The organism is Ramlibacter sp. bp-362 (assembly GCF_054956735.1).
The window spans coordinates 20,825-45,492 of sequence record NZ_JBUDXE010000003.1 but is presented as its reverse complement, the minus strand read 5'-3'; the positions used below and the strand labels follow the sequence as shown (position 1 = coordinate 45,492).

General features: G+C 68.8%; 22 protein-coding genes. 8 read left to right on the top strand and 14 right to left on the bottom strand.

Annotated elements, in window-relative coordinates; translation table 11 throughout:
* Positions 1-129: 129 nt before the first annotated feature.
* The 13 genes from ACY0MJ_RS04675 to ACY0MJ_RS04615 all read right to left on the bottom strand — a co-directional run bounded on the left by ACY0MJ_RS04675 (position 130) and on the right by ACY0MJ_RS04615 (position 16,424).
* Positions 130-1,305, bottom strand: coding sequence for an acetyl-CoA C-acyltransferase (locus tag ACY0MJ_RS04675; protein ID WP_462637134.1), 1,176 nt, complete (start codon positions 1,303-1,305; stop codon positions 130-132).
* Between the two features lie 24 nt (positions 1,306-1,329).
* Positions 1,330-2,805 carry a M20 family peptidase gene (locus tag ACY0MJ_RS04670; RefSeq protein ID WP_462637133.1) on the bottom strand — a complete coding sequence of 492 codons (1,476 nt, stop codon included), beginning with the start codon at positions 2,803-2,805 and terminating at the stop codon, positions 1,330-1,332.
* A gap of 58 nt (positions 2,806-2,863) precedes the next feature.
* On the bottom strand, positions 2,864-4,963 hold the full coding sequence (locus ACY0MJ_RS04665; RefSeq protein ID WP_462637132.1) for a 3-hydroxyacyl-CoA dehydrogenase NAD-binding domain-containing protein: 2,100 nt from the start codon (positions 4,961-4,963) through the stop codon (positions 2,864-2,866).
* A gap of 196 nt (positions 4,964-5,159) precedes the next feature.
* Positions 5,160-5,855 (bottom strand): ABC transporter ATP-binding protein, encoded by a 696-nt coding sequence (locus ACY0MJ_RS04660; protein ID WP_462637131.1) that lies wholly within the window; start codon positions 5,853-5,855, stop codon positions 5,160-5,162.
* A complete protein-coding gene (locus ACY0MJ_RS04655; RefSeq protein ID WP_462637130.1) occupies positions 5,855-6,625 on the bottom strand; it encodes an ABC transporter ATP-binding protein in 771 nt (256 codons plus the stop codon). The genes ACY0MJ_RS04660 and ACY0MJ_RS04655 overlap by 1 nt, the downstream gene beginning before the upstream one ends.
* Complete coding sequence (locus ACY0MJ_RS04650) at positions 6,622-7,932, bottom strand: branched-chain amino acid ABC transporter permease (RefSeq protein ID WP_462637129.1); 1,311 nt, start codon at positions 7,930-7,932, stop codon at positions 6,622-6,624. The genes ACY0MJ_RS04655 and ACY0MJ_RS04650 overlap by 4 nt, the downstream gene beginning before the upstream one ends.
* 1 nt (position 7,933) lies before the next feature.
* Positions 7,934-8,881: a branched-chain amino acid ABC transporter permease gene (locus ACY0MJ_RS04645; protein WP_462637128.1), complete on the bottom strand. Its 948-nt coding sequence runs from the start codon at positions 8,879-8,881 to the stop codon at positions 7,934-7,936.
* A gap of 105 nt (positions 8,882-8,986) precedes the next feature.
* Positions 8,987-10,216 (bottom strand): branched-chain amino acid ABC transporter substrate-binding protein, encoded by a 1,230-nt coding sequence (locus ACY0MJ_RS04640; protein WP_462637127.1) that lies wholly within the window; start codon positions 10,214-10,216, stop codon positions 8,987-8,989.
* Positions 10,217-10,331: 115 nt separating this feature from the next.
* A complete protein-coding gene (locus ACY0MJ_RS04635) occupies positions 10,332-11,960 on the bottom strand; it encodes a 3-(methylthio)propionyl-CoA ligase (RefSeq protein WP_462637126.1) in 1,629 nt (542 codons plus the stop codon).
* A 64-nt stretch (positions 11,961-12,024) separates the two neighbouring features.
* Complete coding sequence (locus ACY0MJ_RS04630; RefSeq protein ID WP_462637125.1) at positions 12,025-13,197, bottom strand: ATP-binding protein; 1,173 nt, start codon at positions 13,195-13,197, stop codon at positions 12,025-12,027.
* Positions 13,198-13,201: 4 nt separating this feature from the next.
* Positions 13,202-15,718 carry an ATP-binding response regulator gene (locus ACY0MJ_RS04625; protein ID WP_462637124.1) on the bottom strand — a complete coding sequence of 839 codons (2,517 nt, stop codon included), beginning with the start codon at positions 15,716-15,718 and terminating at the stop codon, positions 13,202-13,204.
* Complete coding sequence (locus ACY0MJ_RS04620; RefSeq protein ID WP_462637123.1) at positions 15,715-16,155, bottom strand: N-acyl amino acid synthase FeeM domain-containing protein; 441 nt, start codon at positions 16,153-16,155, stop codon at positions 15,715-15,717. The genes ACY0MJ_RS04625 and ACY0MJ_RS04620 overlap by 4 nt, the downstream gene beginning before the upstream one ends.
* A complete protein-coding gene (locus tag ACY0MJ_RS04615) occupies positions 16,119-16,424 on the bottom strand; it encodes a hypothetical protein (RefSeq protein WP_462637122.1) in 306 nt (101 codons plus the stop codon). The genes ACY0MJ_RS04620 and ACY0MJ_RS04615 overlap by 37 nt, the downstream gene beginning before the upstream one ends.
* Positions 16,425-16,554: 130 nt before the next feature.
* Between ACY0MJ_RS04615 and ACY0MJ_RS04610 the strand changes: the two genes are divergently transcribed.
* Genes ACY0MJ_RS04610 through ACY0MJ_RS04590 form a run of 5 tightly spaced genes read left to right on the top strand, consistent with a single transcriptional unit; the run spans position 16,555 to position 20,094 of the window.
* Positions 16,555-18,033, top strand: a complete 1,479-nt coding sequence (locus ACY0MJ_RS04610; RefSeq protein ID WP_462637121.1) for a protein adenylyltransferase SelO — start codon at positions 16,555-16,557, stop codon at positions 18,031-18,033.
* Positions 18,030-18,449 carry a peptide-methionine (R)-S-oxide reductase MsrB gene (gene msrB / locus ACY0MJ_RS04605; protein WP_462637120.1) on the top strand — a complete coding sequence of 140 codons (420 nt, stop codon included), beginning with the start codon at positions 18,030-18,032 and terminating at the stop codon, positions 18,447-18,449. Before ACY0MJ_RS04610 ends, msrB begins: the two co-directional genes overlap by 4 nt.
* A 1-nt stretch (position 18,450) precedes the next feature.
* Positions 18,451-19,002: a septation protein A gene (locus ACY0MJ_RS04600; RefSeq protein WP_462637119.1), complete on the top strand. Its 552-nt coding sequence runs from the start codon at positions 18,451-18,453 to the stop codon at positions 19,000-19,002.
* Positions 18,999-19,283: a BolA family protein gene (locus tag ACY0MJ_RS04595; protein ID WP_462637118.1), complete on the top strand. Its 285-nt coding sequence runs from the start codon at positions 18,999-19,001 to the stop codon at positions 19,281-19,283. The genes ACY0MJ_RS04600 and ACY0MJ_RS04595 overlap by 4 nt, the downstream gene beginning before the upstream one ends.
* A 31-nt stretch (positions 19,284-19,314) precedes the next feature.
* A complete protein-coding gene (locus ACY0MJ_RS04590) occupies positions 19,315-20,094 on the top strand; it encodes a foldase protein PrsA (protein ID WP_462637117.1) in 780 nt (259 codons plus the stop codon).
* 89 nt (positions 20,095-20,183) lie between these two features.
* On the opposite strand, the gene ACY0MJ_RS04585 is transcribed toward ACY0MJ_RS04590, so the two are convergent.
* Positions 20,184-20,870, bottom strand: a complete 687-nt coding sequence (locus ACY0MJ_RS04585) for a heparan-alpha-glucosaminide N-acetyltransferase (RefSeq protein ID WP_462637467.1) — start codon at positions 20,868-20,870, stop codon at positions 20,184-20,186.
* Positions 20,871-21,090: 220 nt separating this feature from the next.
* On the opposite strand from ACY0MJ_RS04585, the gene ACY0MJ_RS04580 reads away from it, so the two are divergent.
* From ACY0MJ_RS04580 to ACY0MJ_RS04570, 3 genes are all read left to right on the top strand, one after another.
* Positions 21,091-22,074 carry a Bug family tripartite tricarboxylate transporter substrate binding protein gene (locus ACY0MJ_RS04580; protein WP_462637116.1) on the top strand — a complete coding sequence of 328 codons (984 nt, stop codon included), beginning with the start codon at positions 21,091-21,093 and terminating at the stop codon, positions 22,072-22,074.
* A gap of 7 nt (positions 22,075-22,081) precedes the next feature.
* Positions 22,082-23,686, top strand: a complete 1,605-nt coding sequence (locus ACY0MJ_RS04575) for a gamma-glutamyltransferase family protein (RefSeq protein ID WP_462637114.1) — start codon at positions 22,082-22,084, stop codon at positions 23,684-23,686.
* Positions 23,687-23,790: 104 nt separating this feature from the next.
* Positions 23,791-24,666: a metal-dependent hydrolase gene (locus ACY0MJ_RS04570; RefSeq protein ID WP_462637113.1), complete on the top strand. Its 876-nt coding sequence runs from the start codon at positions 23,791-23,793 to the stop codon at positions 24,664-24,666.
* Positions 24,667-24,668: the final 2 nt, after the last annotated feature.

The following is a 24,668-nucleotide window of genomic DNA, read 5'->3' as shown; positions in this document are numbered from 1 at the left end:
GGATGAACGCAGAGGACGCAGAGGTTTCGCAGAGAACGCAGAGAAGTCAAAAGACTAAAGACATGTCTTCCTGAATTCCTCTGCGTCCTCTGCGTAACCTTTGCGCCCTCTGCGTTCCTATCTAAGCGCTCAAAGGACCTCGAACACCCCCGCCGCCCCCATCCCGCCGCCGATGCACATCGTGACGACGACCTTCCTGGCGCCGCGGCGCTTGCCTTCGATGAGGGCGTGGCCCGTGAGGCGCTGGCCCGAGACGCCGTAGGGGTGGCCCACGGCGATGGCGCCGCCGTTGACGTTCAGGCGGTCGGCCGGGATGCCCAGCTTGTCGCGGCAGTACAGCACCTGCACGGCGAAGGCCTCGTTCAGCTCCCACAGGTCGATGTCCTCGACCTTCAGGCCCAGGCGCTTGAGCACCTTGGGCACGGCGAAGACCGGGCCGATGCCCATCTCGTCGGGCTCGCAGCCGGCGACGGCGAAGCCGAGGAAGCGGCCCATCGGCTTCAGGTTGTTGCGGCTCGCGTACTCCTCGCTCACCACCACGCAGGCGCCGGCGCCGTCGGAGAACTGGCTCGCGTTGCCGGCGGAGATCACGCCGCCGGGCAGCGCCGGGCGGATGCCGGCGATGCCTTCCTTGGTCGTGCCGGGGCGCAGGCCTTCGTCCTGCGACACCGTCACCTCCTTGGTGATCAGGCCCAGCACGGCGTCGGCGACGCCGGCCTTCACCGTGATCGGGGCGATCTCGTCCTTGAACTTGCCGGCTTCCTGGGCGGCGCAGGCCTTCTGCTGGCTGGCGGCGCCGTACTCGTCCATCTGCTCGCGGCTGATGTTGTAGCGCTTGGCCACTTGTTCCGCCGTCTGCAGCATGGACCAGTAGATCTCCGGCTTCTTCTTGTCCAGGGCCGGGTCGCGCAGCATGTGCTGGTTCATCTCCTGCTGCACGCAGGAGATGCTCTCGACGCCGCCGGCGACGTAGACCTCGCCCTCGCCGGCGATCACGCGCTGCGAGGCCATGGCGATGGTCTGCAGGCCCGAGGAGCAGAAGCGGTTGATGGTCATGCCCGACACGGTCACCGGCAGGTCGGCCATCAGCGCGATCTGGCGGGCGATGTTGGCGCCGGTGGCGCCTTCCGGGTTGGCGCATCCCATGAGCACGTCCTCCACGGCGTCCGGCGCGACGCCGGCGCGCTGCAGCGCGTGCTTGACGACGTGGCCGCCCAGCGTGGCGCCATGCGTCATGTTGAACGCGCCCTTCCAGCTCTTGGTGAGGGGCGTGCGGGCGGTGGAAACGATCACGGCGTTGGTCATGTCAGGCCTTTCTGGAGGAGTCGGTCAGGGTGCGGGCGCGTCGAGGTTGCGCAGCAGCTGGTGGTAGAAGCGCACGAGCTCGCCGAGGTTGGCGACGGAGATGCGTTCGTCGGTGCCGTGGAAGCGCGTCAGGTCCTCGGGCCGGGCGCGCATGGGCGAAAAGCGGAAGATGTGGTCCGCGACGGGCGCATAGTGGTGGGCGTCCGTGCCCGCCACCATGAGGCCCGGCGCGACCAGGGTATCGGGGAACAGCGATCGCATCGTGCGGTTGATCAACTGGTAGCCGGCGGACGCGGTGGGCGTCACCGGGCTCGGGTCGGCGGCGCCCGGCAGCACGCTCGCCTGCACGCCCTCGCCCACCGTGCGCCGCACGTGCGCCAGGACGCTCTGCTGCGTATCGCCCGGAAGCATGCGGAAGTTGACGGTGGCCTCCGCCTCGCCGGGCAGCACGTTGTCCTTGTTGCCGGCCTGCACGATGGTCAGCGCGGTGGTCGTGCGCACCATGGCGTTCGTGGTCGGGCTGCGTTCCAGCTGCCGCTGCACGAGCGGCGCGAACAGCCACAGGTTGGAGAGCACCACGCGCTGCGCGCCGCTCATCTCGGGCGCGAGGGTCTCGAACATCTCGCGCGGCACCCCGCGCAATTGCGCGGGGAACTGCTCGCGATCCAGCTTCACCAGGGCTTCGCTGATCGCCGCGATCGCGCTGGTGCCGGACGGCGGCGGCATGGAGGCGTGGCCGGGCGTGCCGGACGCCTTCAGCCGGACGGAGGCGTAGCCCTTCTCCGCCATGCCGACGAGCGCCACCGGCTGCGCGATGCCGGGCATGAGGCCCTGCGTGAGCAGGAGCCCTTCGTCGAGCACGAAGTCGAGGTGCACCTTGCGCTGCTGCAGCAGCTTCACGATCTCCAGCGCGCCGCGCAGGCCGTTGATCTCCTCGTCGGCGCCATAGGCCAGGTACACGGTCTGGCGCGGCTGGAAGCCCGCGGCCAGCAGCGTTTCCACGGCCTGGAGCTGCGCGACGATGTTGCCCTTGTCGTCCCAGGCGCCGCGGCCCCAGATGTAGCCGTCGCGCACCTCCCCGGCGAAGGGCGGCACCTGCCACTGGCCCTCGGTGCCCGGCGCGATGGGCACCACGTCCTGGTGCGCCAGAAGCGCGATCGGCCGCACCTGGGGGTCGCTCCCCTTCCAGGTGTAGAGCAGGCTGTACTTGCCGACCCGCTCGCGCTGCAGCGTCGCATGCACGCGCGGGAAGCGCTGCTGCAGCAGGGCATGCAGCTTCAGGAACTCCGCCGAATTCGCGTCCGGGTCCTCGCGCGAGGCGATCGTGCGCAGGCGGATGGTTTCGGCCAGCGTGCCGGCGACGGCCCGCTCGTCCACGGCGAGCGCCGGTGCCGGCGCGACCTGCAGCTGGCGCGAGCCCTGCCGCCAGGTGTTGACGGCCACGGCCGCGGCCAGCAGCAGGACGGCCGCGACGAGGGCGAGGAGAATGCGCTTGATCATGCGTTTGTGGCGCTCGGGGAGATCCCGGCCTGCGCCGGGATGGCCTCCTCGTCGACGTTCAATTGAACGTCTTCCCTTCGGAGGCCAGCTTCGCCAGCAGCGGCGCCGGTTCCCAGAACTTCGCGTCGTCGTGCGGGTTCTGCTGGAAGCGCTTCATCGCGTGCACCACGTTGAACAGGCCGACCTGGTCCGCGTAGAGCATCGGCCCGCCGCGGTGGATCGGGAAGCCGTAGCCGGTGATGTAGACCATGTCGATGTCGCTGGCGCGGGCGGCGATGCCCTCCTCCAGGATGCGGGCGCCCTCGTTCACCAGCGAGAAGACCAGGCGCTGCACGATCTCGTCGTCGGAGATCTTGCGCGGCGTGATGCCCAGCGACTTGCGGTGCTCGGCGACCATGTCCTCCACCAGCTTCGACGGGATCGCGTCGCGCTTGCCTTCCTGGTAGTCGTACCAGCCGGCGCCGGTCTTCTGGCCGAAGCGGCCCAGCTCGCACAGCTTGTCGGCCGTGCGGCTGTACAGCATGTTCGGCCGCTCCTGCGCGCGGCGCTTGCGGATCGCCCAGCCGATGTCGTTGCCGGCCAGGTCGCCCATGCGGAACGGGCCCATGGCGAAGCCGAACTTCTCGATCGCCTTGTCCACCTGCTGCGGCGTGCAGCCCTCGTCCAGCAGGAAGCCGGCCTGGCGGCTGTACTGCTCGATCATGCGGTTGCCGATGAAGCCGTCGCACACGCCCGAGACGACCGCCGTCTTGCGGATTTTCCTGGCCATCGACATGACCGTGGCCAGCACGTCCTTGGCCGTCTTGTCGCCGCGCACCACCTCCAGCAGCTTCATGACGTTGGCCGGGCTGAAGAAGTGCAGGCCGACGACGTCCTGCGGCCGCTTGGTGAAGGCGGCGATCTTGTTGACGTCCAGCGTGGAGGTGTTGGACGCGAGGATCGCGCCCTTCTTCGCCACCTCGTCGAGCTTCTCGAAGACCTTCTGCTTGACGCCCATCTCCTCGAACACCGCCTCGATCACCAGGTCGGCATCCCGGATGTCGTCGTAGGAGAGCGTGGTCTTGAGCAGCGCCATGCGCTCCTCGTACTTGTCCTGCTTGAGCTTGCCGCGCTTGACCTGCGACTCGTAGTTCTTGCGGATGGTGGCGATGCCGCGGTCCAGCGCTTCCTGCTTCATCTCCAGGATGGTCACCGGGATGCCGGCGTTCAGGAAGTTCATGGAGATGCCGCCGCCCATGGTGCCGGCGCCGATCACGGCGACCTTCTCGATCTTGCGCTGCGGCGTGTCGTCCGGCACGTCGGCGATCTTGGAGGCGGCCCGCTCGGCCATGAACAGGTGGCGCAGCGCGCGCGACTCGGGCGTGAACATCAGCGCGGTGAAGATCTCGCGCTCGTACACCATGCCGTCGGCGAACTTCTTCTTGGTCGACGCTTCCACCGCGTCGACGCACTTCGCCGGCGCCGGGAAGTTCTTCGCCATGCCCTTGACCATGTTGCGCGCGAACTGGAAGTAGGCGTCGCCCAGCGGGTGCTTGCTGGGCAGGTCGCGCACCAGCGGCAGCGGGCGCTTGTCGGCCACCGAGCGGGCGAAGGCGATCGCCTCCTCCAGCAGGGACTCGGGCGAGGCCGCCATCTTGTCGAACAGCTTCTGGCCGGGCAGCTGCGCCAGCATCTCGCTCTTGACCGGTTCGCCGCTGACGATCATGTTGAGCGCGACTTCCACGCCCAGCACGCGCGGCAGGCGCTGCGTGCCGCCGGCACCGGGAATGAGGCCCAGCTTCACTTCGGGCAGCGCGATGTTCGCGCCCGGCGCGGCGATGCGGTAGTGGCAGCCCAGGGACAGCTCGAGGCCGCCGCCCATGGCCACCGAGTGGATCGCCGCGACGACGGGCTTGGCCGAGTTCTCGCAGGCGAGGATCACCGACAGCAGGTTGGGTTCCGCCACCGCCTTGGGCGAGCCGAACTCCTTGATGTCGGCGCCGCCGGAGAAGGCCTTGCCCGCGCCCGTGAGCACGATCGCCTTGACGGCCGGGTCCGCGTTCGCCTGGTCCAGGCCTTGCGCGATGGCGGTGCGCGTGGCGTAGCCGAGGCCGTTGACCGGCGGGTTGTTCAGCGTGATGACGGCGACATCGCCGTGCACCTTGTATTCAGCCGTCATGCTGCTTCCTTTGCGAGATGGGGAAAAGAACGGTCGTTCTTTTTTCGGTCGATTGTAGGCGGGCGAGGCCACGAGACATTGTCTCGGCAGGGACAAACCACGAGCTTGTCATCCCGGGCCTGACCCGGGATCCATCGGTGCGTGGTGCCACGCCGCCGTGGATTGCGGGTCGAGCCCGCAATGACATGCTTCGTGTTTATACCTCCAGCCACTCCTTGCGGACATACGCGTCGCCGCGCAGCGTGTCCGGCGTGCCCTGGAAGACGATGCTGCCGTGGCCCATCACCAGCGCGCGGTCGGAGATCGCCAGCGCGATGGTGAGCTTCTGCTCGATCAGGAGCACGGAGACGCCGCGCGCCTTGAGCGTCTTCAGGTATTCGGCCACCAGCTCGACAATCTTGGGCGCGAGGCCCTCGGTCGGCTCGTCGATGATGATGAGCTCGGGATCGCCCATCAGCGTCCGGCACAGGGTCAGCATCTGCTGCTCGCCGCCCGACAGCACGCCGGCCTCGGTGTGCTGCCGCTCCTTCAGGCGCGGGAACATGCCGTACATGTCGTCGAAGGTCCAGCGGCCCTTCTGGCGGGCGCTCTTCTGGCCCAGCATCAGGTTCTGGTGCACCGTCAGGCGGGGGAAGATGTCGCGGCTCTCGGGCACGTAGCCGATCGCCAGGTGGGCGATCTCGTAGGGCTTGCGGCCGCGGATGTCACGGCCCTTCCATTCGACTTCGCCCGTGCATTCCACCATGCCCATGATGGCCTTGGCGGTGGTGGAGCGGCCCGAGCCGTTGCGTCCCAGCAGGGCGACGATCTCGCCCTCGCCCACCTCGAACTGCACGCCGTGCAGCACGTGGCTCTTGCCGTAGTAGGCATGCAGCTTGTCGACGCGCAGCATCAGTGGTTCCCCGCCTGCTGCTGGGCGATGACGGAGCCGAGGTAGGCCTCCTGCACCCTCTGGCTGGCCCGCACGCGCTCCGGGGTGTCGTAGGCGATGATCTCGCCGTAGACGACGACCGCGATCTTGTCGGCCAGGCCGAACACCACGCTCATGTCGTGCTCCACGGTCAGCAGGGTCTTGCCCACGGTCACTTCCTTGATCAGCTCGATGAAGCGGCGGGTTTCCTCGCGGCTCATGCCGGCGGTGGGTTCGTCCAGCAGGATCACGTTGGCCCCGCCGGCGATGGTGATGCCCACCTCCAGCGCCCGCTGCTCCGCATAGGTGAGGTTCATCGCCAGCACGTCCCGCTTCTTGTGCAGGCGGATGCGTTCCAGCAGCTGCTCGGCGCGTTCGTTGGCGTCGTCCAGGTCCGCCAGGAACCTGAAGAAGGTGTACTTGTAGCCCAGGCTCCAGAGCACGCCGCAGCGCAGGTTCTCGAACACCGACAGCTTGGGGAAGATGTTGGTGATCTGGAAGCTGCGCGACAGGCCCAGGCGGTTGATCTGGAAGGGCTTCTTGCCGTCGATGCGGTGGCCGTTGAGCAGCACCTGCCCGCTGGTGGGCTCGAAGCGCCCGCTGATCAGGTTGAACAGCGTGGACTTGCCGGCGCCGTTCGGGCCGATCACGGCCACGCGCTCGCCCTGCTCCACCTGCAGGCTGCAGCCGCGGATGATCTCGGTGCGCCCGAAGCTCTTGCGCAGGTCCTTCAGTTCCAACGCGAAGCTCACAGCGTCTCCCTCCGCTTCACTTCCTTCTCGATGAAGGCCTGGATCTCGCCCCACTGCCGCACGAACTGGCGGCGCACCAGCTCGAACAGCGCGATGCCGGTCACCATCACGAAGCCGGCGCCGAACCAGCTGTTGACGCTCTTGGCATCGAGGCTCGCGCCGAGGAAGGTGAGCTTGGGCCCGAGGGCGGCGTTCAGCTGCAGGTGGTACACCATCTCGATCATGGTCCCGGCCCCGAGCAGCGCCACCAGCGCGGTGACGGCCAGCGCGAGGTAGCTGACCCACAGCTCCTTCAGCCGGCCGAAGGAGGCGACGCGCAGGTTCATCATGATCAGGCTGGCGATGCCGCCGGGCGCGTACATCACCATGAACAGGAAGATCAGCCCGAGGTACAGCAGCCAGGCCTTGGTCAGCTCCGACAGCAGCACGCCGGCCAGCACCATCAGCACGCCGCCGATGATCGGCCCGAAGAAGAAGGTGGCGCCGCCCAGGAAGGTGAACAGCAGGTAGGCGCCCGAGCGCGGCCCGCTCACCACCTCGGAGGTCACGATCTCGAAGTTCAGGGCGGCCAGCCCGCCGGAGATGCCGGCGAAGAAGGCCGACAGGATGAAGACGATGTAGCGCACCTTGCGGGTGTCGTAGCCGACGAATTCCACCCGCTCCGGGTTGTCGCGCACCGCGTTGATCATGCGTCCGAGCGGCGTGCGCGTGAAGGCGAACATCGCCGCCGTGCAGATGAACGTGTAGATCGCGATCAGGTAGTACAGCTGGATCTGTGGCCCGAAGGTGATGCCCAGCGCGTTGGCGAGGCCGCCCGCCTTCGCGCCCGTGACGCGGTTGCCCGAGATGCCGCCCTCGCCGCCGAAGAACTCCGGGAACATGAGCGAGGAGGCCCAGACCAGCTCGCCGATGCCCAGCGTGATCATGGCGAAAGGCGTCGCCGACATCTTGGTGCTGACGTAGCCGAACAGCACGGCGACCAGCGCCGAGCCGAGGCCGGCGGCGATGGGGATCAGGCTCACGGGAACCGGCCAGACGCCGTTCGACACGAGGTTGAGCGTGTGGATCGCGAGGAAGGAGCCCATGCCGGAGTACACGGCATGCCCGAAGCTGAGCATGCCGCCCTGGCCCAGGAGCATGTTGTACGAGAGGCAGACGATGATCGCGATGCCCATCTGCGACAGCATGGTGTGCGCGAGGCTGCTGGTGAAGACCAGCGGCGCCAGCAGCAGCACCAGCCCATAGGCGCTCCAGACCACCCAGCGGCCGACGTTGTACGGCTTGAATTCGTAGTGGTTCTTCGCCATGTCAGCCCTCCCGCGTCCCGAGCAGGCCCTTGGGCCGGAAGATCAGGATCAGCACGAGGAACAGGTAGGGCAGGATGGGCGCGACCTGCGAGATCTTCAGCTTCCACACCGGGTAGCCGAAGGTCTGGGCGGTGATGTTCCACCCGAGCACCTGCGCGGCGCCGAGCAGCGAGGCGTCGATGCCGACGGCGAAGGTCTGGATCACGCCGATCAGCAGCGAGGCGACGAAGGCGCCCGCGAGCGAGCCCATGCCGCCGACGACCACGACGACGAAGATCACCGAGCCCACGGTCGCCGCCATGCCCGGCTCGGTGACGAAGGCGTTGCCGCCGATCACGCCGGCCAGCCCCGCCAGCGCCGCGCCGCCGCCGAACACGAGCATGAACACGCGCGGCACGTTGTGGCCCAGCGCCTCCACCGTGTGCGGGTGCGTCAGCGCCGCCTGGATCACCAGGCCGATGCGGGTGCGCGTGAGCAGCAGCCAGATCGCCACCAGCATCAGCAGGGCCACCAGCATCATGAAGCCGCGGTACATGGGGAACTGGGTCCCGTAGATCGTGAACAGCGGGCCGTCGAGGATCTCCGGCACGCGGTAGTCCACCGAACTGGTGCCCCACACCAGCTGCACCATCTCCAGCACGATGAAGGACAGGCCGAACGTGATCAGCAGTTCGGCCACGTGCCCGTACCTGTGCACGCGGCGCAGCGCGTACACCTCGAACAGCGCGCCCAGCACGCCCACCAGCAGCGGCGCGATCACCAGCGCCGGGAAGAACCCGAGCAGCCGCGTGGTGCTGTAGGCGAAGTAGGCCCCCAGCATGTAGAAGCTCGCATGGGCGAAGTTGAGGACGCCCATCATGCTGAAGATCAGCGTCAGGCCGGAGCTGAGCATGAACAGCAGCAGTCCGTAGCTGATGCCGTTCAGCAGCGATATGGTGAAGAACTCCATCCGCGTCGTTTCTTTTCGGTCGTTCCCTGCTGCGCGCATTCTGCCCGCCGCGGCAGCCAAAAAAAAGCCGGGACGCGCGTCCCGGCTCGGGGCGTCACCCGCGCATCAGCCGGGGCGCTTCATCTGGCAGCTGGTGGGCGTGCTGGAGACGTACGGGTCCATCTGCTTGACCGGCACGAAGGTGTAGCCCGTGTTCTCGACGCTGTACTCGCCCTTCTTGGCCTTCTGCCACTTGGTGATGAACATCGTCTGCTGCAGCTGGTGGTCGGACGCGCGCATCGTCACCTCGCCGGCGAAGCTCTTGACGGACAGGCCTTCCAGCGCCTTGGCCACGGCCACCGGGTTGGTGCTCTTGGCCTTGGCCATCGCCGCGCCCAGCAGGTTGATGCCGTTGTACGTGGCGTAGGTGTAGTAGTCGTCGTTGAACTTCTTGTGGAACTCGGTGGCGATCTCGCCGAGTTCGCCCGTGTGGTTGGCGTGGCCGTAGGCCACCACGTACACCTCGCTGTCGCCGCCGGCGGCCAGCGCCGTGGGCGTGCCGGTCACGCCGGCGTAGTAGGTGTACATCGGGATCTTCAGGCCGGCGTCGTTCATGGCCTTGACGAGCAGCGTGAGGTCCTGGCCCCAGTTGCCGGTGAGCACGGAGTCGGCGCCCGACTGCTTGATCTTGGCGACGTAGGGGGAGAAGTCCTTCACCTGCCCGATCGGGTGGAGGTCCTCGCCGACGACCTGCACGTCGGGGCGCTTGCGGTGGATCGCCTCCTTGAAGAACTTCGCGACCTGCTGGCCGTGCGAGTAGTTCTGGCCGATCACGTAGACCTTCTTGATCTTCGGCTGGTCCTTCATGAAGGAGGTCAGCGCCTCCATCTTCATGGAGGTGTCGGCGTCCAGGCGGAAGTGCCAGTAGTCGCACTTCTCGTTGGTCATCGCCGGGTCGACCGCCGCGTAGTTGAGGTAGATGACTTCCTTGCCGGGATTGCGCGCGTTGTGCTTCTCCACGGCGTCGAGGATGGCCATGCCGGCGCCCGAGCCGTTGCCCTGCGTGACGTAGCGGAAGCCCTGGTCGATGGCGGCCTTGAGCGTGTTGAGGCTTTCCTGCGGGGAGCCCTTGTTGTCGAAGCCCACGACCTCGAACTTGACCCCGGCGGGGTTCTTCATGGACAGCTTTTCCGCGGCGAACTGCCAGCTCTTCAGCTGGTTCTGGCCCACGTTGGCGAAGGGACCCGACAGGGGGTCCATGAACGCGATGCGGACGGTCTCGCCCTTCTGCGCGAAAGCGCCCCCGGCAGCGAGGACCATGACCGAGGCGGCGACGATCTTGAACGCGTACTTCATTGGCTGTCTCCAGTTTGGATGCGACGACAGCGCGCAGGGTACAAGGGATCGCGTGCGCGACGGTCAGGGATTGCCCCTAAGCATTCCCCGGCGTATCACGCAGGTGACAGGGCCCTCAGGCCGTCGGCAGCCTGTAGTCCTTCAGCTGCTCGCGCAGCTTCGTCTTGAGCATCTTGCCGGTGGCGCCGAGCGGGATGCTGTCGACGAAGACCACGTCGTCCGGGATCTGCCACTTGGCCGTCTTGCCCTCGTAGAACTTGAGCAGTTCCTCGCGGGTGACCTCGGCGCCGGGCTTCTTCACCACGGCGAGCACCGGGCGCTCGTCCCACTTCGGGTGCTTCATGCCGACGCAGGCCGCCATCTGCACCGCCGGGTGCGCCATGGCGATGTTCTCGATGTCGATGGAGCTGATCCACTCGCCGCCGGACTTGATGACGTCCTTGCTGCGGTCCGTGATCTGCATGTAGCCGTCGGCGTCGATGGTCGCGACGTCGCCGGTGGGGAACCAGCCGTCCACCAGCGGGTCGCCGCCCTCGCCCTTGAAGTACTCGCGCACGACCCAGGGGCCGCGCACGTACAGGTCGCCGAAGGTCTTGCCGTCCCAGGGCAGCTCCTGGCCCTGGTCGCCGACGATCTTCATGTCCACCCCGTAGATCGCCCGGCCCTGCTTCAGGCGGATCTTCATCTGTTCCGCCGGCGGCATCGCGAGGTGCTTGTTCTTGAGCGTGCAGAGCGTCCCCAGCGGGCTCATCTCGGTCATGCCCCAGGCATGCAGCACGTCCACGCCGTAGTCCTCGCGGAAGGCGTCGATCATGGCCGGCGGGCAGGCGGAGCCGCCGATCACCGTGCGCTGCAGCGTGGAGAAGCGCAGGCCGTTGGCCTTCATGTGGCCCAGCAGCATCTGCCACACCGTCGGCACGCCGGCGGCGAAGGTCACCTTCTCCTGCTCGATCAGGTCGTAGACCGACTTGCCGTCCATGGCGGCGCCGGGGAACACCAGCTTGCAGCCGGTGAGCGCCGCCGAATACGGGATGCCCCAGGCGTTGACGTGGAACATGGGCACGACCGGCAGCACGGCATCGCGCGCCGACAGCGCCATCACGTCGGGCAGCGCCGCGGCGTAGGCGTGCAGGATGGTCGAGCGGTGGCTGTAGAGCGCCGCCTTCGGGTTGCCCGTGGTGCCGCTCGTGTAGCACATGCTCGAGGCCGAGTTCTCGTCGAACGAGGGCCATTCGTAGGTGGTGGGCTGGCCGCCGATCCAGGACTCGTAGCTCACCAGGTTGGGGATGCCGCTGTCCTTGGGCAGCTTGTCCGCGTCGCACAGCGCCACGTACTGCCTGATGGTGGGGCACTTCGCATGCACCGCCTGGACGAGGGGCAGGAAGGTCAGGTCGAAGCACAGGACCTGGTCCTCGGCGTGGCAGGCGATCCAGGCGATCTGGTCCGGGTGCAGGCGCGGGTTGATCGTGTGGAGCACGCGGCCGGAGCCGCTGACGCCGAAATAGATCTCCAGGTGGCGGTAGCCGTTCCAGGCCAGCGTGGCGACCCGGTCGGAGAGCAGCAGCTGCATGCCGTCCAGCGCATGGGCGACCTGGCGGGCGCGGCGGGCGACGTCGCGCCACTGGTAGCGGTGGATGTCGCCCTCGACCCGGCGGGACACGATCTCGCCGTCGCCGTGGTGGCGCTCGGCGTGCTCGATCAGCGACGAAATCAGCAGGGGTTGGCTCTGCATCAGGCCCAGCATCGTTGTGTTCTCCTCGGAAATGGAACGGATCCGAGGCCCGATGCTAATCCCCCGGCGCCGATTGTCAGCCGGGTGTTGCCACTAGGGGCTGGAAGTAGAGCGTCACCATGGCCCCCTCGCCCAGGGTGGAATGCACCTCGATCGCCCCGCCGATCGCCTGCATCACGCGCTGGCAGAACATCAGGCCCATGCCACTGCCGCCGCTGCCGGCGCGCGTGGTCACCGGCTCCTTCGTGAGCTTCGCCAGCACCTCGGGCGGGATGCCGGGGCCGTTGTCGCGCACGCGGATCCAGGCGTGCCGGCTGGCCGGGGCCTGCGGGTCGGCGTCGACCTCCAGCCACAGGCGCGGCTGCGGGCGCCCGCGCAGCGCCAGCAGCGCGTTCTTCGCCAGCGTGCACAGCACGAGGTACAGCAGGTCGCGCCGCCCCGGCAGGCGGAAGTCGTGGCGCACGTCCAGCGTGACGCAGGAACGCTCGCTCTCCTCGAAGGGGAATTCGTCCAGCAGCGCCTCCACCAGGCTGCTGGCGGTGATCGACTGCGGCACGGCGTCCGGGTAGGCGTCGCGCGCGGACTGCACGAAGGTGGAGACCAGCGACTGGCAGTACAGCGCCCGCCGCTCGGCCCGTTCCAGGGCTGTCAGCAGTTCGCCGGGATGGTCCTCGCGGAACTGGGCGATGCCCGCGGGCGTGTCGGGGCCGGGCGGGATGTGGCGGGCGGCGACCGACCCGACGTAGCCCCGCACGGTGGCGAGCGGCGTGTTCAGCTCGTGCGCCAGGAAGCCGAGCGCCTCGCGCAGGGCCGCCACCCGGCCTTCGTTGACCACCCGCTCCAGCGCCTGGGCCCGGTACAGCGCCAGCGCCTCGCGCAGGGCCTCGCGGGTCGCCTCGCCGTCCAGCGGCTTTTCCAGGATGCGCAGCACTTTGCCCTGGTTGACGGCCGCGATGGCGACGTCCTTCTCGGCATAGGCGGTCGCCAGCAGCCGGATCACGTGGCGGAAGTCGCGCTGCACGGCCCGCAGCAGCTTCATGCCGTCGCGCTCGGGCATGCGGTAGTCGGTGACCAGCACGCCGAACTCGGCGCTGCGCTCGCCGAGGAGGGCCAGTGCCTCGTCGGCGCCGCCGGCGGTCACGACACGGAACTCGTCGCCGAATTCGAGCGCGAACCACTTGCGGGAGGTCGGCTCGTCATCCACGAAGAGGATCGAGGGCGCCTCGCCCGAGAGATCCTGGAACTGCATCGAGCTAGATCGTACTCGAGCGTGCCTGCGCGGCACAGTAGGCCTTCAGGGCTTCCTCGGTGCGCACGGCCAGCTCCTGCAGCTGCGGCAGCCAGGTGCTGCCGCTGGGCCACTCGCCCTCCTCCAGCAGCGGGACGTAGAGCTTGCGGACCTGCTGGTACAGCGCCTGCGCGCCGGCCTCGCCGCTCATGCCGAGCAGCGAATGCAGCGCGTCGATGCTGCCCTGCACGTCCGAGCCCTCCACGGCCTGCTGCAGCGTGCCGACCAGGCGCGCCATCTCGGGCACGTAGTCGTTCAGCAGCTCGTCGAGCATGCCCAGGCGCCGGTAGCTTTCCAGCCGCTGCAGGTTCAGCAGGCCGTCGTGGCGCATGGCCGCCTGGGGCTCGCGCGAGCGGGCCGGTTCGGCGACCGTCTGCATGCCCAGCCCGCCGGAGATCAGGCGCGAGAGCGTGTCGTACAGCACCAGCGCGTCGACCGGCTTGACCAGGAAGCCGTTCATGCCGGCGGCCGTAGCGGCGGCCACGGCGGGCTCGTCGGAGCGCGCCGTCATGGCGACGATGGGCACGGTGGACCAGGGCTCGTGCGCCGCGCGGATGGCGCGGGCGGTCTCCAGGCCGTCCATGCCGGGCATGTGCAGGTCGACGATCACCGCGTGGATGCCGTCCTGCGCCTGCAGCTGGTCCAGCACGGCGCCGCCGTGCTCCACCTCGATCACGATGGCGGCCGCGTTGCGCAGGTAGGCGGCGATGGCCTTGCGGTTGAAGGCGCTGTCGTCGGCCACCAGGATGCGGCGGCCGGCCAGCCGGCCCGCCACCACGCCGCCGGACGGCGTCGGCTTCTGCACCACGTGCTGCAGCGCCGCCAGCAGCGGAAGCTGGGCGCAGGGCTTGCTCACGAAGTGGTCCATGCCGCAGCGCAGCGCCTTGGCCCGCGCCAGGTGCGCCGGCTCGCTCGTGTAGGCCACGATGTGCACGTCGCGGTTGGGCCCGGGGTTGGCGCGGATCCGTTCCGCCACCGCGTAGCCGTCCAGGCCGGGCATGTGCAGGTCCAGCAGCAGGATGTCGTACTTGCGCGCGTCCAGCAGGCGCAGCGCCGTCTGGCCGTCGCCCGCTTCCTCCAGCTCGGTCGTAAGGGCCAGGGGGCCCAGCTTCTGGCGGGTGGCGATGCGCTGCACCGGGTCGTCCTCGACGATCAGCATGCGCTTGCCGGCCAGCACCGTGCGCGCCTGGGCCACCGCCTCCAGGCGGTGCTTCTCGCGCTCCTCCTCGCTGATGGGCGGGAAGCGCATGGTGAATTCGGTGAACTCGCCCGGCACCGAGGCGCAGGTGATCTCGCCGCCGAAGGCGCGCATCACGCGCTGGCAGTAGGCCAGGCCCAGGCCCGTGCCGCCCGACTTGGCGACCGAGCGGAAAGGCTCGAACAGGCCGGCCAGCACGTCCGGCGCGATGCCGGGGCCGGTGTCGCGCACCTGCACCTGCTGGCCGCCGACGGTGATGGTCACGCGGGTGTTCGGGTAGGCCGCGACGTAGTACAGCGCGTTCTTGATCAGGTTGAACAGGACGAACAGGTAGGCCGTCTCGTCGCCGCGGAAGGTGAAGTCGTCCTTGACGGCCACGCTGACGCGGTCGCGGGCCTCGTCGGTGTCGTAGCTGTACTCCTCCACCGCCTGCTGCACGACTTCCGCCGCGGAGAGGTAGCGGAAAGCGGATGCGTCGATCGGGCGCGCGCTCACCTCGTCCAGCGTCATCGAGATGACCTGCAGGCCCCGCTGCACCGCCTGCTCGCCGCGCGCGAGGTGGCGGTAGAGGGACTGGACCTGCTGCGGGTCGAGCTTCGCCGACTCGCGCGCCGCGCCCGGCGGCGGCAGCACGCCCTGCATGCCTTCCAGGCTGTGCTTCAGCTGCGCCAGCGGGTGGCGCATCTCGTGGGCAATGGAGCCGGCCAGCGCCTGGGTGGCGCGCAGCTTGCGCTCGGCGTCGATCTTGTCCGTGTTGGACTTGAACAGGTTGCCGCCGATCACCACCAGCGCGAAGGCGGGCAGCTGCGCGATCAGGTCCATGGGCACGCGGGGCTGCGCCGTCGTCACCCAGTAGATCAGGCTCGCCAGGCCGGTGCCGCCCACCAGCATCACCAGGGTGTTGCGCCAGTCGGTCAGCAGCACCAGGAAGCACAGGATGATGAAGGCGTTGGAGATCGAGGCGACGCCGCCGCCGCGGGCCAGCGCGATCAGCACGGTGAAGCACGGCAGGCAGTACAGCAGCACCGCGTACGAGTAGCGGATGTAGTAGGGCTTCAGCCGTTCCGGCCAGTGGTCCCGCAGTCCCATGAGCAGGAACATCAGCACCGCCACGCCGCGGTAGCCGACGTCGTCCCACACGTCCGGGTTCGGCCGCGTGAAGCGCAGGAAGTAGAAGGCGACGTAGGTGATGGCGCCCACGTAGCCCATCGTCTTCAGCCGCGAGGGGCCGTAGGCGTGGTAGTCCTCGTAGTGCTGGAACAGGCGGCGCAGCGTGGCGGTCATGCCAACACCCCTTCGCGCAGGACCAGGATGTCCTCCGCCAGTTCGCGCTCCTCCTCGTTGCCGGCCAGCGCGCGCAGCACGTCCGGCACGGTGCCGTGGATCAGGTGGTAGGTGCCCTGCTCGTCGCAGCTGGCGTCCTTCACCAGCACGCTGAAGCCGAAGCGGCGGTAGAGCCGGCTCAGCAGCGGCGTGCAGGAGGCGAACAGGTTTTCCACGTCCGTGTTTTCGATCAGGTGAAGCAGCGTCAGGAACAGGCAGCGCTTGAGCGAGTCGGGGCCGCTGCGATAGCGGGGGGCCAGCACGAGCCGGCCGACTTCCCAGCTTTCCCGCCGCAGTTCAGGGGCGACGGCATGGCGGTCCAGCAATTTCTCGCAGGGCGCCAGGCCCTCGTTCATGGGGATCAGGCGGATGGTGCCGATCGTTTCGCCGAAGCGCAAGAACGCGCCGACGAGACCGATCTCGTCTCTTTTTTTTCGCGCGCGGCAAAGCTGGCGTCCGCCAGGGCGGCGGCGGGCAGCGCGATTTCGCTGCGGAGGTGGAGGATGCGCGAGATTTCCTGGGCGCCGCGCAGCCGCTGGAAGCTCACCTCGTGCGGCTGGACGTCGTCCGAAACGGGCGGCGGGGCGTAGGCAAAGTCGTCCAGCAGGGCCAGCGGGGCCGCCGACGAAAGCGCGAAGGACTGCTCCAGTCCCGAGAAATCGCTCATTGTTTTCCTCCCTCGGCCGGTTTCTTGTCGGTGCTCGGCCGGGAAGGATATTTAACCGGCGCGGGCAACCGGGACAATAAGCCTTTCCCCTAAGCAGGACGGGTGCAGGGCGCCGGACCGACAATGGGCCATGGATCAAGCGATTGCGGCGCCTCCCGCCGCGCTGGAACTCGGACTGCCCTGGCGCAACGCGTTCGCCGAACTCGGGCCGGCCTTCTTCACGGAACTGCAGCCCACGCCGCTGGCCGACCCCTCGCTCGTGTCGCTGAACGCGCGGCTCGCGTCGGAGCTCGGGCTCGACGCGGACCTGCTGGCGAGCGAGGCCGGCGTCGAGGCCTTCACCGGCAACCGGCCCCTCGCGGGCAGCCAGCCGCTGGCGAGCGTGTACAGCGGCCACCAGTTCGGCGTGTGGGCCGGGCAGCTCGGCGACGGGCGCGCCCTCCTGCTGGGCGGCATCGCCACGCCCCGGGGCGTGCAGGAGCTGCAGATCAAGGGCGCCGGCCGCACGCCCTACTCCCGCATGGGCGACGGCCGCGCCGTCCTGCGTTCCAGCATCCGCGAGTACCTCTGCTCCGAAGCGATGCACGGCCTGGGCGTGCCGACCACGCGGGCGCTGCTGGTCACGGGCTCCCCGCAGCCGGTGCGGCGCGAGGAGGTCGAGACGGCGGCGGTGGTCACGCGCGTCGCCCCGAGCTTCGTGCGCTTCGGCCACTTCGAGCACTTCGCCGCCCGTGACCAGCTGGACGAACTGCGCACGCTGGCCGACTACGTGATAGCCGGCTTCTACCCGGCCTGCCGGGCGGAGCCGAACCCGTACGCCGCGCTGCTGCGGGAGGTGACGCTGCGCACCGCGGAGCTCCTGGCGCACTGGCAGGCGGTGGGCTTCTGCCACGGCGTGATGAACACGGACAACATGAGCATCCTGGGCCTGACCATCGACTACGGGCCGTTCCAGTTCCTCGACGCCTTCATCCCGAACCACATCTGCAACCACAGCGACGAGACGGGCCGCTACGCCTACAACCGCCAACCCAACGTCGCCTACTGGAACCTGTTCTGCCTGGGCCAGGCGCTGCTGCCCCTGATCGGGGACCAGGAGCAGGCCCTCGCCGCGCTGGAGCCCTACAAGGAAGCGTTCCCGCGCGCCCTGCAGGCGCGCATGGCGGACAAGCTGGGCCTGCAGGGCGAACAGCCGGAGGACCGGACGCTGGTGGAGGACGTGCTGAAGCTGCTGGCGGCGGAACGCACCGACTACCCCATCTTCTGGCGCCGGCTGTCCCGCTTCGTGGCCGGGGACGAACTGGCGCCCGTGCGCGACCTGTTCCTGGACCGGCCGGCCTTCGACGGCTGGGTCTCACGCTACCTTGCGCGCCTGCCCGACGACCGGGCCGGGGCCGGCGCGCGCATGCTGCGGACCAACCCGAAATACGTGCTGCGCAACCATTTGTGCGAGCTGGCGATCCGGCAGGCGAAACTCGGCGACCATTCCGGAGTCGAAACCCTGCTGAGCCTGGTCCAGGCGCCGTTCGACGAACACCCGGCGCACGAGGACCTCGCCGGCTTCCCGCCCGACTGGGCTGCCCACATCGAGATCAGCTGCTCTTCATGACCTATCCGATCCAGAAAACCGAGGCCGAGTGGAAGGCGCTCCTGGCCGAGAAAGGCGCCGAACCCGGCGCCTTCCAGGTCACGCGCCACGCCGCCACCGAGCGTCCCTTCACCGGCAAGTACGAACGCGTCTGGGCCGACGGCAGCTATCACTGCATCTGCTGCGGCGCCAAGCTGTTCGACTCCGGCACCAAGTTCGACGCCGGCTGCGGCTGGCCCAGCTTCTCGCAGGCGGTGCCGGGCGCCATCAAGGAGATCCGCGACACCAGCCACGGCATGGTCCGCACGGAGACGGTTTGTGCACAATGCGGCGCGCACCTGGGCCACGTGTTCCCCGACGGCCCCACCGAGACCGGCCTGCGCTACTGCATGAACTCCGCCTCGCTGGAATTCCAGCCCGGCGCCAAGAAAGCCTGAATTGAAGCTGCTCCTCGACTTCTTCCCCATCGCCCTGTTCTTCGTGGCGTTCAAGATCTGGGGCATCTACGTGGCGACGGCCGTCGCCATCGTCGCCACCATCGCCCAGATCGCCTGGCTGCGCTGGTCCACCGGCAAGGTCGAGCCGATGCAATGGCTCAGCCTGGGCATCATCGTCCTCTTCGGCGGCGCGACCATCCTGGCGCACGACGAGACCTTCATCAAGTGGAAGCCGACGGTGCTCTACTGGCTGATGGGCGGGGCGCTGGCGGGCGGCCTGCTGTTCTTCCGCAAGAACCTGCTGAAGTCGCTCATGGGGGCGCAGCTGGAACTGCCCGACGCCGCCTGGCGCACCATGAACTGGAGCTGGGTCGGCTTCTTCGCCCTGATGGGCGTGCTGAACCTCTGGGTGGCCTTCCACTTCGACACCAACACCTGGGTGAACTTCAAGCTGTTCGGCGGCCTGGGCCTGATGGCGCTGTTCGTCGTGGCGCAGGCCCTGTACCTGAGCCGCTACATGAAGGACGCCAAGGCCGGGGCGCGCGACTCGTGAGCGCGCCCGCCGGCACCGGCATCACCGCCGAAGCCCTGCGCCTGCGCCTGCAGGAACGGCTCGCGCCGACCCTGCTGGAAGTGCTGGACGAAAGCGCCGCCCACCTGGGCCACGCCGGCCAGGACGGCACGGGCGTCGGCACCCATTTCCGCGTGCGCATCGCCTCGCCGCTCTTCGACGGCAAGACCAAGGTGGCGCGCCACCGCCTTGTGTATGATGCCCTGCGCGACTATATCGAGCGCGACCGTGGCGTGCACGCCCTGGCGATCGAAACGCCCTGAAACCCATTCCGTTTTCCCAAGGGAAATCCCCATGAAGAAAGTCCTCCTGACCGCGGTCACCGCGGCCATCCTCGGCATCGCCGTGCCCGCCCTTGCGCAGAACGTCGCGATCGTCAACGGCAAGCCGGTGCCCAAGGCCCGCGTGGAAATGCTGCAGCAGCAGCTGGCCAAGGCCGGCCGCCCGGTCACCCCCGAGCTGCTGGGGCAGCTGAAGGACGAGGTGATCGCGCGCGAGATCTTCATGCAGGAAGCGCAGAAGCGCGGCCTCGACGCCAGCGACGACTTCAAGGCACAGATGGAACTGGCCCGCCAGACCATCCTGATCCGCGAGCTGTTCGCCGACTACCAGGCCAAGAACCCGGTGACCGACGCCGAGGTCAAGGCCGAATACGACAAGTTCGTGGCGGCCAACGGCGGCAAGGAATACAAGGCCCGCCACATCCTGGTGGAGACCGAGGACCAGGCGAAGAAGATCATCGCCGACCTGAAGAAGGGCGCGAAGTTCGAGGAGATCGCCAAGAAGCAGTCCAAGGACCCGGGCTCGGGCGCCAACGGCGGCGACCTCGACTGGGCCACGGCCGCGAGCTACGTGCCGGAATTCGCCGAGGCCATGGTCAAGCTGAAGAAGGGCGAGATGACCCAGGCGCCCGTCAAGTCGCAGTTCGGCTGGCACGTGATCCGCGTCGACGACATCCGCGATGCGCAGCTGCCCAAGCTGGAGGAGGTCAAGCCGCAGATCGCCCAGCAGCTGCAGCAGCAGAAGCTGCAGCAGTTCCAGGAGAACCTGCGGAAATCTGCCAAAGTCGAATAAGAAATCCCCCGGTCTTGTCAGCCCGGCCTCGAGCCGGGATCCACGAAGCGGCCGCGAGGCCGCTTTTTCATGCGCGCATGGATCCCGGGTCAAGCCCGGGATGACAACCACATCATTGCCGCGAGGGCGCCGATCATCACCGGCTGGTGCACCATGTACCAGCTCAGGCTCCACCGCCCCATCCACGCGAGCGGCGCCGCCGCGCGCGGGATCGCGCCCTGCACCCAATCCAGCCGTTCGCGCAGCAGCCACTGCCCCGCCGCCATGCCCCACCACATCACCCCCAGCCAGGGCAGCAGCGGCACGTAGTCCTCGGTCACCGGCTTGCGCGAGATCCAGCCCAGCCAGTTGAACAGCGGCGCGTTCAGGAAGCCGATCTCCGGCCACGCGGCGTGCGACGCGCGGGCCGCCCACGGCGCGGCGATCGCCAGCGCGCCCGCGAGCCAGAGCCAGCGGCGCCAGCCTGCCGTCAGCCGCACGATCACGAGCATCACCGCGATCCCGTGCAGCACGCCGAAGTAGATGAAGCTGCGCGGGAACATCCACCAGGAGCCGATCGTCACCAGCAGCGCGCAGCCCGCGATCTGCGCCCAGCGCCGCCAGAAGCGCGGCAAGCCCTGCCCCTGCGCGACCGCCACGGCCTGCCCCAGCCCGGCGCAGAACAGGAACAGGCTGACGATCGCCGTGCGCTGCATCGTCCAGAACGGGTCGCGGTAGAAGTCCTCGCGGATGAAGCGGAAGTGATCGAGGTCGAAAGCAAGGTGAAAGGCTGTCATCCAGGCGATGGCGAGCCCGCGCAATGCGTCGATGCGGTCGTAGCGGCGGCTGGCAGGAGGATTCGGCACCGCGCGCGAGTGTAGTGGCAGACCCGGTTGACGCCGGCGGCAGCCGGCGTTCCAATGCGCGCAGCCCGTCGCCAGTGTTGGCATGCCAACACGCCGGCGGCGCCGGCCCGGCCGCGCGCCCGGCCCTTTCCCCCACCCAACCGAGATGCCCATGACCCCACCGCGATCCCTTTCCCGGCTGCGCACCGTTGCGGCTTCCTTCGTCCTCGGCGCCGCCAGCCTGGCCGCCCACGCGGACTACCCCGACCGTGCCGTGCAGATGGTCCTCTCCTTCCCGCCCGCCGGCGCCACGGACATCCTGGCGCGCGCCGTGGGCCAGAAGATGGCCGAGTCGCTGGGCCAGAGCGTGGTCGTGGAGAACAAGCCCGGCGCCGGCGGCAACATCGGCATCGCCTACGCCGGCAAGGCCACGCCCGACGGCTACACGATCTACATGGCCGCCGTGACCAGCGCGGCCATCGCGGCGGCGGCCTACCCGCCCCAGCCCGTGCACCTGCTGAAGGACTTCGTGCCGGTCGCCGGCGTGGCGATCGTCCCGCACATGCTGGTGGTGCCCTCGTCGCTGCCGGTGCACAACGTCAAGGAGCTCGTGTCCCTGATCCGCAGCCAGCCCGGCAAGCACAACTTCGCCTCGCAGGGCCCGGGCACGCTGTCGCACCTGGAGTCCGAGCTGTTCAAGAGGGCGAGCAACCTCGACATCGTGCACGTGCCCTACAAGGGCAGCTCGCAGGCGCTGCCGGACCTGATGGCCGGCTCCTCCAGCATGATGTTCGACAGCATCCCCGCCTCCATGCCGCACGTGAAGGCCGGCAAGCTGCGCGTGCTGGCCGTCGCGTCCAGCAAGCGCGTCGGCCTGATGCCCGACGTGCCGACCGTCGCCGAGAGCGGCATCCCCGGCTTCTCCGCCGACAACGTGTTCGGCATCCTGGCGCCCAAGGGCACCCCGCCGGCGGCGATCGCCGTGCTGGGCAAGGCGGTGCGCGAAGCGGTGGAGAATCCGGAACTGCGCCAGCGCCTGCAGCAGCAGGGCGTCGAGCTGCGCTTCACGCCCGCACCCGAGTTCGGCAAGCTGGTCGAATCCGAGTTCCGCACCTGGGGCAAGGCCGTCGAGGACGCAAAGGTCAAGCTGCAATAGGAACCCCATGCCCGTGGAACACAAGGACTTCTGGAACTTCCCCTACCCCTCGCAGCGGATGCCGCTGCTGGCCCGCAACGTGGTCAGCACCTCGCAGCCGCTGGCCTCGGCCGCCGGCGCGCTGATGCTGGCGCGCGGCGGCAACGCGGTGGATGCCGCGCTGGCCACCGCCATCACGCTGACGGTGGTCGAGCCCTGCATGAACGGCATCGGCGGCGACGCCTTCGCCATCCTGTGGGACGGCAAGCGCCTGCACGGGCTGAACGCGTCGGGCCGCGCGCCGCGCCGCTGGACGCCCGAGCACTTCGCCCGCTACGAGGCGATGCCCTACCGCGGCTGGGATTCCGTGACGGTCCCCGGCACCGTGTCGGCCTGGCGCATGCTGTCGGAGCGCTTCGGCACCGTGCCTTTCGCCGAACTGTTCGAGCCGGCCCTGCGCCACGCGCGCGAGGGCTTCCTGGTGTCGCCCACGGTGCGCCGCCAGTGGCAGGCGCAGGTCGAGGAGCTGCTGCCGCAGCCCGGCTTCCGCGAGGCTTTCGCGCCGCGCGGCGAGGCGCCGCGGATCGGCGAGCTGTTCACCTGCCCCGGCCAGGCCGAGACGCTCGAGACCATCGCGCGCAGCAAGGGCGAGGAGTTCTACCGCGGCAGCCTCGCGCGGAAGATCGCCGACCACGCCCGCGCCACCGGCGGCCTGCTCGACGAGGAAGACCTGGCCGCCCATGTCTCCGACTGGGTGGAACCCATTTCCGTGGCCTACCACGGCGTGGAACTGCACGAGATCGGCCCGAGCGGCCAGGGCATCGCGGCGCTCATGGCGCTGGGCATGCTGTCGCATCTCGACCTGCAGGCGGCGCCGGCGGACAGCGCCCTGTGGCACCACCTGCAGATCGAGGCGATGAAGCTTGCCTTCGCCGACCTGCACGCCTGGGTGGCGGACCCGAAGGCGATGCGCGAGGTGGACGCGGCCGACCTGCTGGCGCCCGCCTACCTGGCGCGCCGCGCCGGCCTGATCGACCCGGACCGCGCCGCGCCGGCCAGCGCCGGCGCGCCGCACAAGGGCGGCACCGTGTACCTGACCGCCGCCGACCAGAACGGGATGATGGTCTCCTTCATCCAGTCCAACTTCAAGGGCTTCGGCTCGGGCGTCGTGGTGCCCGGCACCGGCATCGCGCTGCACAACCGCGGCTGGGGCTTCAACCTGACGCCCGGCCACCCGAACCAGGTCGGCCCCGGCAAGCGTCCCCTGCACACCATCATCCCCGGCTTCCTGATGCAGGAAGGCGGACCGCTGATGGCCTTCGGCGTGATGGGCGGCTCCATGCAGGCGCAGGGGCACCTGCAGGTGACGGTGCGCGTCGCGGACCAGGGCATGAACCCGCAGGCCGCCAGCGACGCGCCGCGCTGGCGCGTGATGGACGACAACGCGACGGTCGCGGTGGAGTGGAACTTCCCGCCGGAGGCGATCGCGGGACTGCGCGCGCGCGGCCACGAGGTGCGCATCGCGGAACGCTTCGACACGGAATTCGGCTCCGCCCAGCTGGCGCTGAAGACGCAGCACGGCTACATCGCCGCGTCCGACCACCGCAAGGACGGCTACCCCGTGGGCTTCTGAACGCGCCGCCTCATGGCGGGCCCGATTGACGGCGGCGTGGCGCTTCGTTCCAATCGCGCGACGCCGCCAGCCGGCTGGCGTGCCCCCGACGACCAGGAGATGCCATGAGAAGACTCGGTTCCCTGCTGTTCACAGCCGCCGCGTTCGCGCTGGCCGGTTGCTCCACGCCGATGATGACGAAGCCCGCGCCGATGGTGCAGGTGATGCCCGGCAACGCCATGCACACGGCCGGAAAGACCGAGGTGCTGTGGCTCGGCCAGGCCGCCACGCGCATCACCACGCCAGGCGGCAAGGTGATCATGATCGACCCGTGGCTCACGTCCAATCCCAAGACGCCTGCCGCGTGGAAGAACCTGGAAGCGCTGGGCAAGGTGGACCTGATCCTGGTCACGCACGCGCACTTCGACCACTTCGCCGACGCGCCGGCGCTCGCGCGCATGCACAACGCGCCCATGTACGGCCCGGCGGGCATGAACGACACGATCGCGAAGATGGGGATCCTGCCGGCGCAGCTGGCGCCGCGCTTCGGCAAGGGCGGCACGATCCTGCCCTTCGGGCCCGGCGGCCCGAAGATCACCGCCGTGCACGCGGAGCACTCGTCCGAGCTGACCTGGAAGGACGCCAACGGCAAGGACACCGTGTACGTCGGCGGCGAGCCGGTCGGCTACATCATCGAGATGGAGAACGGCTTCAAGGTCTGGCACATGGGCGATACCGGCGTGTTCGGCGACATGCGCCTGATCGGCGAGATGTACCACCCGGACCTCGTGCTGGCCCCCATCGGCAACCACTTCGTCATGAGCCCGCAGGACGCCGCCATGGCCGTGCGCGACATGATCCGTCCGCGCTACGTGATCCCGATCCACTACGGCACGACGCCGCAGCTGCGCGGCACCCCGGCGGAGATGATCTCCGCCATGGGCGGCGCCGCGTCCCCGGTCATCCTCGTGCCGGAGCCGGGGCAGAAGTACGACTTCTGAAC

What these genes read in the sequence shown, in the direction of transcription:
- ACY0MJ_RS04580 (WP_462637116.1), top strand. Translation starts at nt 21,091, where the DNA reads ATGACCCCACCGCGATCCCTTTCCCGGCTGCGCACCGTTGCGGCTTCC.
- ACY0MJ_RS04675 (WP_462637134.1), bottom strand. Translation starts at nt 1,305, where the DNA reads ATGACCAACGCCGTGATCGTTTCCACCGCCCGCACGCCCCTCACCAAG.
- ACY0MJ_RS04585 (WP_462637467.1), bottom strand. Translation starts at nt 20,870, where the DNA reads ATGACAGCCTTTCACCTTGCTTTCGACCTCGATCACTTCCGCTTCATC.
- ACY0MJ_RS04635 (WP_462637126.1), bottom strand. Translation starts at nt 11,960, where the DNA reads ATGCTGGGCCTGATGCAGAGCCAACCCCTGCTGATTTCGTCGCTGATC.
- ACY0MJ_RS04625 (WP_462637124.1), bottom strand. Translation starts at nt 15,718, where the DNA reads ATGACCGCCACGCTGCGCCGCCTGTTCCAGCACTACGAGGACTACCAC.
- ACY0MJ_RS04630 (WP_462637125.1), bottom strand. Translation starts at nt 13,197, where the DNA reads ATGCAGTTCCAGGATCTCTCGGGCGAGGCGCCCTCGATCCTCTTCGTG.
- ACY0MJ_RS04615 (WP_462637122.1), bottom strand. Translation starts at nt 16,424, where the DNA reads ATGAGCGATTTCTCGGGACTGGAGCAGTCCTTCGCGCTTTCGTCGGCG.
- ACY0MJ_RS04670 (WP_462637133.1), bottom strand. Translation starts at nt 2,805, where the DNA reads ATGATCAAGCGCATTCTCCTCGCCCTCGTCGCGGCCGTCCTGCTGCTG.
- ACY0MJ_RS04590 (WP_462637117.1), top strand. Translation starts at nt 19,315, where the DNA reads ATGAAGAAAGTCCTCCTGACCGCGGTCACCGCGGCCATCCTCGGCATC.
- ACY0MJ_RS04570 (WP_462637113.1), top strand. Translation starts at nt 23,791, where the DNA reads ATGAGAAGACTCGGTTCCCTGCTGTTCACAGCCGCCGCGTTCGCGCTG.
- ACY0MJ_RS04650 (WP_462637129.1), bottom strand. Translation starts at nt 7,932, where the DNA reads ATGGCGAAGAACCACTACGAATTCAAGCCGTACAACGTCGGCCGCTGG.
- msrB (WP_462637120.1), top strand. Translation starts at nt 18,030, where the DNA reads ATGACCTATCCGATCCAGAAAACCGAGGCCGAGTGGAAGGCGCTCCTG.
- ACY0MJ_RS04645 (WP_462637128.1), bottom strand. Translation starts at nt 8,881, where the DNA reads ATGGAGTTCTTCACCATATCGCTGCTGAACGGCATCAGCTACGGACTG.
- ACY0MJ_RS04610 (WP_462637121.1), top strand. Translation starts at nt 16,555, where the DNA reads ATGGATCAAGCGATTGCGGCGCCTCCCGCCGCGCTGGAACTCGGACTG.
- ACY0MJ_RS04575 (WP_462637114.1), top strand. Translation starts at nt 22,082, where the DNA reads ATGCCCGTGGAACACAAGGACTTCTGGAACTTCCCCTACCCCTCGCAG.
- ACY0MJ_RS04640 (WP_462637127.1), bottom strand. Translation starts at nt 10,216, where the DNA reads ATGAAGTACGCGTTCAAGATCGTCGCCGCCTCGGTCATGGTCCTCGCT.
- ACY0MJ_RS04665 (WP_462637132.1), bottom strand. Translation starts at nt 4,963, where the DNA reads ATGACGGCTGAATACAAGGTGCACGGCGATGTCGCCGTCATCACGCTG.
- ACY0MJ_RS04660 (WP_462637131.1), bottom strand. Translation starts at nt 5,855, where the DNA reads ATGCTGCGCGTCGACAAGCTGCATGCCTACTACGGCAAGAGCCACGTG.